Genomic DNA, 10786 nt, shown 5'->3' on the forward strand with positions numbered 1-10786 from the left:
CTGCCGAACCCCTGCCGAACCGAACCTGCCAAGCCGACGGGCTCCGGCGCCGCGGCATTCTATCCGCGGTGCCGGAGCCCGTCCTCGTGCTGTGCGACCTGCCGTAGGCGCTGGTCAGCAGCCGATCAGTCGGCCGCCCAGGTACGACTGGATCTGGTCGAGGGAGACCCGCTCCTGCTTCATCGTGTCGCGTTCGCGCACGGTCACCGCGTTGTCGTCGAGCGTGTCGAAGTCGACGGTGACGCAGAAGGGCGTGCCGATCTCGTCCTGGCGACGGTAGCGGCGGCCGATGGCGCCCGCGTCGTCGAACTCGATGTTCCAGTGCTTGCGCAGGTCCGCCGCGAGCCCCTTGGCCTTCGGGGAGAGCTGCGGGTTGCGGGACAGCGGCAGCACCGCGACCTTGACCGGGGCGAGCCGCGGGTCGAGCCGCATCACGGTGCGCTTCTCCAGCTTGCCCTTGGCGTTGGGCGCCTCGTCCTCGATGTACGCGTCGAGCATGAAGGCCAGCATGGCGCGGCCGACACCCGCCGCAGGCTCGATGACGTACGGGGTCCAGCGCTCGCCGGCCTCCTGGTCGAAGTACGACAGGTCCTGGCCGGACGCCGCGGAGTGCGCCTTGAGGTCGTAGTCGGTGCGGTTGGCCACGCCCTCCAGCTCACCCCACTCGGAGCCGCCGAAGCTGAAGCGGTACTCGATGTCGGCGGTGCGCTTCGAGTAGTGGGAGAGCTTCTCCTTCGGGTGCTCGTACCAGCGGAGGTTGGCCTCCTGGATACCGAGTTCGCGGTACCAGTTGTAGCGCTGTTCCATCCAGTACTCGTGCCACGTCTCGTCCTCGCCCGGCTTGACGAAGAACTCCATCTCCATCTGCTCGAACTCACGGGTCCGGAAGATGAAGTTGCCCGGCGTGATCTCGTTCCGGAAGGACTTGCCGAGCTGCGCGATACCGAACGGCGGCTTGCGGCGCGACGTCTGCTGCACCGCGAGGAAGTTGGTGAAGATGCCCTGGGCGGTCTCGGGGCGCAGGTACGCGACCGAGCCGGAGTCCTGGGTCGGGCCGAGGTGGGTGGAGAGCAGCCCGGAGAACTGCTTGGGCTCGGTGAAGCTGCCCTTGTTGCCGCAGTGCGGGCAGTTGAGGTCGGCCATGCCGTTCTCGGGCAGCTTGCCGTGCTTGGCCTCGTATGCCTCCTCCAGGTGGTCCGCGCGGAACCGCTTGTGGCAGGAGGTGCACTCGGTCAGCGGGTCGGTGAAAGTGGCGACGTGGCCGGACGCCTCCCAGACCTCGCGGGCGAGGATCACGGACGAGTCGAGTCCCACGACGTCGTCACGCGAAGTGACCATGGAACGCCACCACTGGCGCTTGATGTTCTCCTTCAGCTCCACGCCGAGCGGTCCGTAGTCCCAGGCGGCCCGCTGGCCGCCGTAGATCTCGCTGCACGGATAGACGAAGCCACGGCGCTTGCTCAGGCTGACGATGGTGTCGATCTTGTCGGCGGCCACGGTGCTCTCTTCATTGATGACGACATTGGAGGACGCGAAGCGAATGCTTCAGGTTACCGGCGGCGGCACCCCCCGGATCAAATCGATACCGGAAGTGATCAAGAACAAGACCCTTGTTGACAACCGTTTCCATTTTTGTTGAAAATGAGAGTCATGAACATACGCCGCCTCTCCCCCGCGGCAGCCCTTGTCGGGGCCGCCGCGATGGGCTTGACCACCCTCACAGCCTGCTCCAACCACACCGGAGACGGAAGGACGGACGGCAAGCTCGATGTGGTGGCGTCGTTCTATCCGATGCAGTTCCTCGCCCAGCGCATCGGGGGGAACCACGTCCATGTCTCCACCCTGACCAAACCGGGCGTCGAACCGCACGACCTGGAGATCAGCCCCCGGCAGACGGCCCAGCTCAGCGAGGCCGGGCTGGTGGTCTACCTCAAGGGGCTCCAGCCGGCCGTCGACCGCGCCATCGGCCAGGCCGAGCCGCGGAACGTCGCCGACGCCGCCTCGTACACCTCGCTGGAGGACCACGGGACGGAGGTGGAGGGCGAGGACGCCCACGGGCACGGCGATGAGCACGGCCACGAGGCACACGAGGGCGACGCCGCCGCCGATCCGCACATCTGGCTCGACCCGGTGCGCTACGCCCAGGTCGCCGAGGGCGTCGGCAAGGCCCTGCAGAAGGCGGACCCGGACCACGCCGCCACGTACAAGAAGAACACCGCGGCTCTGGTGAAGCGGCTCGGCGGCCTCAACGACGAGTTCAGGGCCGGCTTGAAGAACCGTACGACGGACACCTTCATCACCACCCACGCCGCGTTCGGCTACCTCTCCGAGCGCTACGGGCTGCGCCAGGAGGCCATCTCCGGGCTCGACCCGGAATCCGAGCCGAGCCCGGCGCGGATGCGCGAGCTGCACACGACCGCCAAGAAGGACAAGGTCGGCACCGTCTTCTTCGAGACGCTGGTGAGCGACAAGACGGCGAAGACCCTGGCGGGTGATCTCCACCTGAAGACGGACGTCCTCGATCCCATCGAGGGGATCGGGAAGCAGTCCAAGGGCCGCGACTACTTCGAGGTCATGCGGTCGAACCTGACGGCCCTGCGCACAGCGCTCGGCGCGGGATGACGCGCGGCGACATGACGGAGGAACCCATGGCGAAGGAACCCGACGGCAGCGCACGGCCGGGTGGCAGCGCTCGGCCCGGTGAACCGGCGGAGCGCGGGACGGCGACCGGGAAAACCGCGACAACCGCGGCACCCGGCCCCTCGGGGGCGGCCGGTTCCGGCGCGGCGGCCGCCGACGCCGACCCGGTCATAGACCCGGTCATATCCCTGCGCGCCGCCACCGCCTCGCTCGGCGGCCGCCCCATCCTGCGCGGCGTCGACCTGACCGTGGGCCGCGGCGAGGTCGTCGCGCTGCTCGGCGCGAACGGCTCGGGCAAGTCGACCGCCGTACGCGCCGTCGTCGGCCAGGTGCCGCTGACCGGCGGCGAGCTGACGCTGTTCGGCACCCCCGGCCGCCGCTTCCGCGACTGGGCCCGCGTCGGCTACGTACCGCAGCGTACGACCGCGGCCAGCGGCGTCCCCGCGACCGTCCGCGAGGTCGTCTCGGCCGGACGGCTCGCCCGCCGCCGCTTCGGACCGCCGCGCAAGGCCGACCGGGCGGCCGTGCACCGCGCCCTGGAGCTGGTCGGCATGGCCGACCGCACCCGTGACCCGGTCGGCGCCCTCTCCGGCGGCCAGCACCAGCGGGTGCTGATCGCCCGCGCGCTGGCCGGTGAACCCGAGCTGCTGATCATGGACGAGCCGATGGCCGGGGTCGACCTGGCCAGCCAGGAGATCCTCGCCGGGACGCTGCGCGAGCAGGTCGCCGCGGGGACCACCGTCCTCCTCGTCCTCCATGAGCTGGGCCCGCTGGAGCCGCTGATCGACCGCGCGGTGGTGCTCCGCGACGGCTGTGTCGTCCATGACGGCCCGCCGCCCAAGGCCGTCGGCCAGCATGCGCTGCCCGGCCACGATCACGTCCATCCCCATGCGGCGCCCGACGCCGAACCGATCCGGACAGGGTTGCTGACCTGACATGCTGGAAGTCCTCGACTACGCCTTTATGCAGCGGGCTTTGCTCGCCGCCGTCCTCGTCGGCATCACCGCCCCCGCCGTCGGCATCTACCTCGTCCAGCGCCGCCAGGCGATCATGGGCGACGGCATCGGCCACGTCGCGCTCACCGGGGTCGCGCTCGGCTTCCTCACCGGCACCAACCCGGTCTGGACCGCCGTCATCGTCTCCGCCCTGGGCGCCGTCCTGATGGAGCTGATCCGCTGGTACGGCAAGACCCGCGGCGACCTCGCGCTCGCGATGCTCTTCTACGGCGGTATGGCCGGCGGCGTCCTGCTGATCAACCTCTCGCCGACCGGCTCCAACGCCAACCTCACGACGTATCTCTTCGGCTCGATCACCACCGTGTCGCAGCAGGACGTGGTCGTGATCAGCCTGCTCGCCGCCTTCGTCGTACTGATCACCCTCGGGCTGCGGCGGCAGCTGTTCGCGGTCTGCCAGGACGAGGAGTTCGCCCGGGTGACCGGGCTGCCCGTCCGTACGCTCAACCTGCTGCTGGCCGTCACCGCGGCCGTCACCGTCACCGTCGCCATGCGCGTCGTCGGCCTGCTGCTGGTCAGCGCCCTCATGGTGGTCCCGGTCGCCGCCGCCCAGCAGGCCACCCGCGGCTTCGCGATGACGCTCGCCCTGGCGGTCGGCATCGGCGTCGTGGTGACGCTGTCCGGGACGGTCTTCTCCTTCTACAAGAACGTGCCGCCCGGCGCGAGTATCGTCGTCCTCGCCATCGGCGTCTTCGCCGTCATCACCGCGCTCGCCGCGCCGCTGGCCAAGCTGCGCACCAAACGACGCACGCATCGCCCCTCGTCAGCGGCCGAGGGGCGGTGCACCCTGAAGGACGATGTGCTCGTGTAGCGCGGAGTCATCCACAGCTAGTCCGTAGCGGATGCGTTAGCTGGCACAATGGCCAAGCAGACAGAGCGGCAGACAGGCGCTTACGGGCAGGCGAGGTTGAGGAGGCAACTGTGGCGACCGCGGGTCCCCCAGTACGCGGCCGGTCCACCAGGCAGCGCGCAGCGGTGGCGGCGGCGCTGGACGAGGTGGACGAGTTCCGCAGCGCGCAGGAGCTTCACGACATGCTCAAGCACCGGGGCGACTCGGTCGGCCTGACCACCGTCTACCGCACCCTCCAGTCCCTCGCCGACGCCGGCGAGGTCGACGTCCTCCGCACCACCGAGGGCGAGGCCGTCTACCGCCGCTGCAACAGCGAGGAGCACCACCACCACCTGGTCTGCCGCTCCTGCGGCAAGGCGGTCGAGGTCGAGGGCCCGGCGGTCGAGAAGTGGGCCGACGCGATCGCCGCCGAGCACGGCTTCGTGGACGTCGCCCACACGATCGAGATCTTCGGTACCTGCGGCGACTGCGCCGCCCCGGCGGCCGGCTGACGGCTGACGGCTAGCGCTTCGGCTGGTTGAAGCGCAGCAGGTTCCCGGCCGGGTCGCGGAAGGCGCAGTCGCGCACGCCGTACGGCTGGTCGATCGGCTCCTGCAGCACCTCGCCGCCCGCCGCCCGGATGTGCTCGAACGTGGCGTCCACGTCGTCCGTCGCGAAGAGGACCCCGCGCAGCATGCCCTTGGCGAGGAGTTCCGCCATGGCCTGCTTGTCGGCGGGCGAGGCGTTGGGATTCGCGGCGGGCGGTTCGAGGACGATGCTGACGTCCGGCTGTGACGGCGACCCCACGGTCACCCAGCGCATCCCCTCGAAACCGACGTCGTTGCGGACCTCCAGGCCCAGGATGTCGCGGTAGAAGGTGAGCGCCTTGTCATGGTCGTCGACGGCTATGAAGCAGGTCGAAAGCGTGATGTTGTTGTTCATGTCTGTCACGCTACGACCGGGCGGCACGATCCGCTTCTCCATTCCTGACCGGTTCCCTGGCCGGATCCCTGACCGGTCGCGTGAAGACCTTGGCCACACAGGCCGGAATGTCCGCGCCGTGCTCATGATCGCGGGCCCGGTACACGCTGGGGCTCTCCCCCACCAGCTCCGTGAACCGCGAGCTGAACGACCCCAGCGACGTACACCCGACCGCGAAGCAGACCTCCGTCACCGACAGGTCCCCCCGCCGCAGCAACGCCTTGGCCCGCTCGATCCTGCGCGTCATCAGGTAGCTGTACGGCGTCTCCCCGAAGGCCTCCCGGAAGCTCCGCGCGAAGTGCCCCGTCGACATCAGCGCCCCGCGCGCCAGCGCCGGCACGTCCAGCGGCTGCGCGTAGTCCCGATCCATCCGGTCCCGCGCCTGCCGCAATCGGACCAGGTCATCCAAATTCACCCCCTCAGCATCACACGTCGCCCCAGACGGCTTCCAGATCCCGGCAGTGCACGGTGATCACCGCGTCGGTCAGCGCGATCTCGTGGCTGCATCCGGCGTCATGCGGAAGGATCTCGTCGAGCAGGACGGTGTCCGTCTCCATCCAGTCGATGGCGTGCGCGTAGTCGATCGAGAAGTGCCTGACCCCGGCGTAACGGATGCGCAGCCCGGAGTCGTGCTTCCACTTGTTGGGCGAGAAGGTGAGCGTCAGCCCGCCGCCTTTGCCCCCGGGGATGTCGACCCCGGCCAGCCCCAGATCCTTCACGCACCGGGTGCCGCTGCCGAAGTCGAAATGCGCCGCATCGGAGACGAACGCCCGAGCCCCGGGCGGCAGCGCGTCCCGTAGCCTCGGCAGCTCCGCCAGATACGCGGACGCGTCCACCCGGAACCCGTGCCACTCGGGGTCCCACTCAGCCCTCGCGAATTCCATGATCCCCAGGCTAAGCGGCTCTCCCCTCACCTTCGGTCACGGCAAGACAACGCGTCGTGTCTGCCGTGATAGCGGCACCGGCCCTGTGAAGCCCCTGGGAAGATCGCCACGAACGCGCTTCGGCACGGGCCCGTTGGGCAGGATCGCCCCTCGTGAAGACAAAGCGCATCGGCCAGTTCGCCCTCTTCGGCGTCCTGGTGGCCTCCGCCTCCGTTCTGACGACCCTCCTGGTCTCCTCTTCCGCCGAGGAGACGTCCGTCGGGAAGGCCCCGTCGCACGGGCCGCCCGCCAACGTGCCCACGCTGAAGGACGGAAAGATCCTGCCCCCCGACGAGTGGCCGGACGCCTGCTCCTTGGTGACCCAGGAGGACATCGCGGCGATCCTTCCGGACGCCGAGGAAATCCAGCAGGCGGACCGCCCGGTCTCTGCCCGCTCGATCAAGGAGTTCCGCTCGGACTCCTCGTGGAAGCCGAGCAACCGGGCCCCGTCCGGCGAGTGCGACTACGTCATGCGGCTGCCGGGCGAGACGTACAGCGCGACCCAGGCCTGGATCCGCATCGACGCCGTGGCCGACCCCAAGCTGATATCCCGATACTTCGAGTCCGGCGCGCCGGGAACCAACCCCGGCGGGAGTACGGACGGGGCGGACAAGTGCGTCATGGCCTTCGCTCTCGACCAGAACTGGACGTGCCGCAAGGGCCCGCTCCTGTTCACGGTCGGCGGGCAGACCACCGCGACGTTCGAAGGCATGCCGGACGCGGCGCCCTTCAACTGGCGCGACAAGGTCACCCCCGAACTCGTCCGCGCCGTCGGCGCGAAGTTCACGTAGCGAGAGGCAGGCCGACCGGCCGGCCCCACGGCCGGCCTGCTCAGTGGTGCATCCGCGCGCCCTTGAGGACCTTGTCCACCGCGTTGCGCGGCCCGTAGACGGCCAGCCCCACCAGGTCGAGCTGGTCGGTGCCCACCGCGCGTACGGCTGCCCGGTTGTCCCGGTCGTTGCCCGTGCTGAACAGATCCGAGGTGAACACGGCCCTCGGCAGCGCGCGGGACAGCGCGCGACCGTGCGCGGTCGTCAACGTCTCCTTCGTCCCCTCGAAGACCAGCACGGGCTGGCGGAACATCGGCAGATACGCGGTGTCGTCGGCGTCCGCGTACGGCTCGCCGATCACCTCGGGGGCCACCGTGCCGAGGCCGCTGACGACGAAAGCGGTCACATTCAGTCGCTGCCAGGTCTCCAAGTCGTCGCGCAGCAGTACGGCGATCTTCGTGTCGAAGCGAACCGGGGTCTCATCACTCGTGCTCATGCAGTGAGACTGCAGGCCGCACACCCGCGCCGTCTTGTACCTTCTTTGCATGGCGCCCCGAGAGACCATCTCTGCCTGGCGCCCGTCGGTCCCGGGCGTCAGCGAGGTCTTCCACGCCCACTTCACCGAGCACGCGTACCCCATGCATGTCCACGACGCCTGGACCCTGCTGATCGTCGACGACGGCGCGGTCCGCTACGACCTGGACCGCCACGAACGCGGCACCCCGAACGACACCGTCAGCCTGCTGCCGCCGCAGGTCCCGCACAACGGCTCGCCCGCCACCTCTCACGGCTTCCGCAAGCGGGTGATCTACCTCGACATGACGCAGCTGGACGCGAGCCTCATCGGTCCGGCGGTCGACGGCCCGGACCTCACCGATCCCCTCCTGCGCACCCGCATCGGCCAGCTGCACGCCGCCCTCGCCACGCCGGGAGACGAACTCGAGGCGGAGAGCCGCCTGGCCCTCATCAGCCAGCGCCTGCGCGAGCACCTGCGCCCGAGGTCGGCCGTCGCCGCCGGCGCGGTGCCCGACCGCAGCATCGCCCACAGCCTGCGCGACCTCCTCGACGAGCGTTACGTCGAAGCCCCCACCCTGGAAGAGGCCGCGCGCCTCCTCCACGCCCACCCCGCACACCTTGTACGCGCCTTCAGCACCGCGTACGGCATCGCACCGCACCAGTACGTGACCTCCCGCCGCATCGACCTCGCCCGCCGCCTGCTCCTCGACGGCCGCCCACCGAGCGAGGTGGCCACCGCGGTCGGCCTCTACGACCAGTCGCATCTGACGCGCCACTTCAAGCGGGTCGTGGGGGTCGCCCCGGGCCAGTACGCCCGTACCACGCGGGAAAGTCGACGCTGATGTCCCGGCACCACTCCTCCACCATGCCCGCGGCCGTCAGCCGCCAGCCGTGCAGGTGCGGGTGGGGCCCATGCAGCTGAACTCATGCCCGGTGGATGTGGGGCTGATGGACAGCGCGGAGGTCTCCACCCACATCACGACCGGCTCGGACGGCGCAGGCTCGCCAGGAATCGCCAGAGCGCGGAGCGGGGCCGTCCCGGCTGGGGGGCGGGGGCGGGCTCGGCCTCGGGGGCCGGTACGGGGGCGGGCAGCCCGGCGGCAGGCGGCATCGGGGCCTGGGCCGGGCCCTGACGCGCGCGCATCCGGAAGCGGACCGGGAAGGACTTCAGGCCGCGTACGAACGCCGACGAGCGCCACGGCAACTGGTCGGCGGGCAGCCCCAGTTCGAAGTCGCACCGCTCGAACAGCCTGCCCACCGCCGTGGTCACGATCATGTCCGCGAGTTCCCGCCCCGGGCACTGGTGCGGCCCCGTGCCCCATGCCAGATGGGCGCGCGAGCTGGTCGACCTCTCATAGCTGTTGGTCGTCATGAACATCGGGTCACCGTGCGCGGCTGCGATCGAGGGCATGACCATGTCGCCCGCGGCGAGCCGGAAGTCCCCCAGGTCGGTGTCGGCCACCGGGTAGCGGGCGGTGAGGTTGACCCACGGGGGCGAGGCGATGTGCACACGGTTGACCAGCTCTTCGGTGGGGCCCGCCATGAGGGCCGCCTGCGCCCCCGCCTCTCCGTCCAGCACCTCCAGCACACTGTTGGTGATGGCGTGGCTGACCAGCTCGGACATGATGACGAGGATCGCGTACAGCTCGATGCCGATCTGTTCCACCGTCAGTGGAGGGTCGGCGGCGAGCAGCCGTGTGGTCAGGTCGTCGCCCGGGTTGTCCCGCTTGTACGCGGCCAGCTCGGTCGTCGCCGTCACCAGCCGCCCGACGGCCGCACCGGCGTCCGGGCCACCGTCCACCATCCGCCACGAGTCCATGAAGACGTCGTCACCCTGGTCGACCGGGAAGCCGAACAGCCGGTTGACGACCATCAGCGGCAGCGGACGCGCGAACTGTGCGCCCAGGTCCACCCACCCGCCGTCGCTGCCGTCCGCGAAGAACGTGATCAGCTCGTCGGCGTGCCGGGAGATGGCCTTTTGCATGTCCCAGGACTGTGGCGCCTGAGTGTCCTGGAAGGGACCGAGCGCGTCGTCCACGGCGGCGCGCGTCGCCTTGCGCTCCTGATCGTCGCTCAGCAGCAGATGGCCGACCTGATAGCCGGGCAGATACGGCCAGTCGGACGGCACCAGGCCCTCACGCATCAACCGCCAGTGCTGGACGTTCTTCTTCCACTTGCTCTCGTCCCGCAGGACCTCCCACACCTCGCGGTAGCCGAGAACCAGCCACACCGGGACCCCGTACAGATCCACGGGCGCCACCGGCCCGTACCGCCCCCTCAGCCGTGCGTAGACCGCCCCGGGCCGGGTCTCGAAGTCCCGGGTCATCAGCGGTTCAACGGCCAGGGACGCCAGCTCGGACGGGGAGAGTTCCATGTTCGATGTCCTTAGTGCGACAGCAATGCCCATTCCGGACCGGCCTTGAGGTCCGTGGGGGTGGGGGAAAAGCCACAGGGCATCCTGTCGCGCAACACGGAGCGAGGGCGGCCCGCTACGGTGCAGCCACACTATCGGCCGAAAGCGCCTGCTGAACAGCGCGGCGGCCGAGCGGCAGGAGTGCGGCGCCCGGCCCAGCCGGAGAAACCTACGCCGACTGCGGTCCGTCCTGCTTCAGCTGGTCCTCGTTCGGGACCGCCCCCGAGGCGGCGGTCGCGGGAGGCGCACTTCACTCAGCTCATCAGCAGGAAGACGAGAGGCCGTCGCCGTCGGTGCCCTGCTCCTGATTGCGCCCGCCACCCGACCTACTTACTGCTCAACTCCAGGTAGCAACCTCGCCTCCGGGCATGCACGTCACTCGCTGCCCGGCCCCCACAAATCCCCATGCCTCGTAATCCGGATCCGAAGCGACAGTAAGTTCTGCACCGCTGCCGAATACGATAAACAGCTCCCCAGCGCTCCCCACCTCGGCCGAGGTGATCACATCACTCACCAGGCTCACCAAGTGAGCCGCAGCAGATTCCGGGGATTCCGGATCGAACGACACAAGCTCCCCGCCAGACGTGTGAAAGCTTGCGTCTGTCTCCACACGCAGCTCGCAATCCTCGCTGGTGAGAATCGTGAAAGCCATGTCAAAACAGACACGGATCACTGCTTGGCCTCGAATATTCAAGTCCACG

Annotated in this window: 13 protein-coding genes; 6 read left to right on the top strand and 7 right to left on the bottom strand. The window is 69.4% G+C overall.

Annotation, left to right across the window (positions count from 1 at the left end):
• Window positions 1-114: 114 nt before the first annotated feature.
• Window positions 115-1497 (bottom strand): glycine--tRNA ligase, encoded by a 1383-nt coding sequence (locus ACH4SI_RS26195; RefSeq protein WP_398299633.1) that lies wholly within the window; start codon window positions 1495-1497, stop codon window positions 115-117.
• A 153-nt stretch (window positions 1498-1650) separates the two neighbouring features.
• On the opposite strand from ACH4SI_RS26195, the gene ACH4SI_RS26200 reads away from it, so the two are divergent.
• From ACH4SI_RS26200 to ACH4SI_RS26215, 4 genes are all read left to right on the top strand, one after another.
• Window positions 1651-2622 carry a metal ABC transporter substrate-binding protein gene (locus tag ACH4SI_RS26200; protein WP_398299635.1) on the top strand — a complete coding sequence of 324 codons (972 nt, stop codon included), beginning with the start codon at window positions 1651-1653 and terminating at the stop codon, window positions 2620-2622.
• A gap of 26 nt (window positions 2623-2648) precedes the next feature.
• On the top strand, window positions 2649-3575 hold the full coding sequence (locus ACH4SI_RS26205; protein ID WP_398299637.1) for a metal ABC transporter ATP-binding protein: 927 nt from the start codon (window positions 2649-2651) through the stop codon (window positions 3573-3575).
• A 1-nt stretch (window position 3576) separates the two neighbouring features.
• Window positions 3577-4464, top strand: coding sequence for a metal ABC transporter permease (locus ACH4SI_RS26210; RefSeq protein ID WP_398299639.1), 888 nt, complete (start codon window positions 3577-3579; stop codon window positions 4462-4464).
• Window positions 4465-4574: 110 nt separating this feature from the next.
• A complete protein-coding gene (locus tag ACH4SI_RS26215) occupies window positions 4575-4994 on the top strand; it encodes a Fur family transcriptional regulator (RefSeq protein ID WP_398299641.1) in 420 nt (139 codons plus the stop codon).
• Between the two features lie 10 nt (window positions 4995-5004).
• Here the strand turns inward: ACH4SI_RS26215 and ACH4SI_RS26220 are convergent, their stop codons facing one another.
• From ACH4SI_RS26220 to ACH4SI_RS26230, 3 genes are read right to left on the bottom strand one after another with little or no spacing between them, the layout of a single operon-like run.
• Entirely contained in the window at window positions 5005-5424 is a 420-nt protein-coding gene (locus ACH4SI_RS26220) for a VOC family protein (RefSeq protein WP_398299643.1), read from the bottom strand.
• Window positions 5425-5434: 10 nt separating this feature from the next.
• Window positions 5435-5833, bottom strand: a complete 399-nt coding sequence (locus tag ACH4SI_RS26225) for a helix-turn-helix transcriptional regulator (RefSeq protein ID WP_398300232.1) — start codon at window positions 5831-5833, stop codon at window positions 5435-5437.
• 55 nt (window positions 5834-5888) lie between these two features.
• Entirely contained in the window at window positions 5889-6347 is a 459-nt protein-coding gene (locus tag ACH4SI_RS26230; RefSeq protein WP_398299645.1) for a hypothetical protein, read from the bottom strand.
• Between the two features lie 152 nt (window positions 6348-6499).
• Between ACH4SI_RS26230 and ACH4SI_RS26235 the strand changes: the two genes are divergently transcribed.
• The gene (locus ACH4SI_RS26235) at window positions 6500-7177 is read left to right on the top strand and encodes a hypothetical protein (protein ID WP_398299647.1); all 678 of its coding nucleotides are present in this window, start codon (window positions 6500-6502) and stop codon (window positions 7175-7177) included.
• Window positions 7178-7217: 40 nt separating this feature from the next.
• On the opposite strand, the gene ACH4SI_RS26240 is transcribed toward ACH4SI_RS26235, so the two are convergent.
• Window positions 7218-7652: a DUF2000 family protein gene (locus tag ACH4SI_RS26240; protein ID WP_398299649.1), complete on the bottom strand. Its 435-nt coding sequence runs from the start codon at window positions 7650-7652 to the stop codon at window positions 7218-7220.
• 49 nt (window positions 7653-7701) lie between these two features.
• Here ACH4SI_RS26240 and ACH4SI_RS26245 point away from each other — a divergent pair, with 49 nt between their 5' ends.
• Entirely contained in the window at window positions 7702-8514 is an 813-nt protein-coding gene (locus tag ACH4SI_RS26245) for an AraC family transcriptional regulator (protein WP_398299651.1), read from the top strand.
• A gap of 134 nt (window positions 8515-8648) precedes the next feature.
• Here the strand turns inward: ACH4SI_RS26245 and ACH4SI_RS26250 are convergent, their stop codons facing one another.
• A complete protein-coding gene (locus tag ACH4SI_RS26250) occupies window positions 8649-10046 on the bottom strand; it encodes a cytochrome P450 (protein ID WP_398299653.1) in 1398 nt (465 codons plus the stop codon).
• 376 nt (window positions 10047-10422) lie between these two features.
• Window positions 10423-10785 carry a DUF6188 family protein gene (locus tag ACH4SI_RS26255; RefSeq protein WP_398299655.1) on the bottom strand — a complete coding sequence of 121 codons (363 nt, stop codon included), beginning with the start codon at window positions 10783-10785 and terminating at the stop codon, window positions 10423-10425.
• Between the last annotated feature and the right edge of the window lies 1 nt (window position 10786).

The organism is Streptomyces sp. NPDC021212, from assembly GCF_044332925.1.
Classification (GTDB): Bacteria; Actinomycetota; Actinomycetes; order Streptomycetales; family Streptomycetaceae; genus Streptomyces.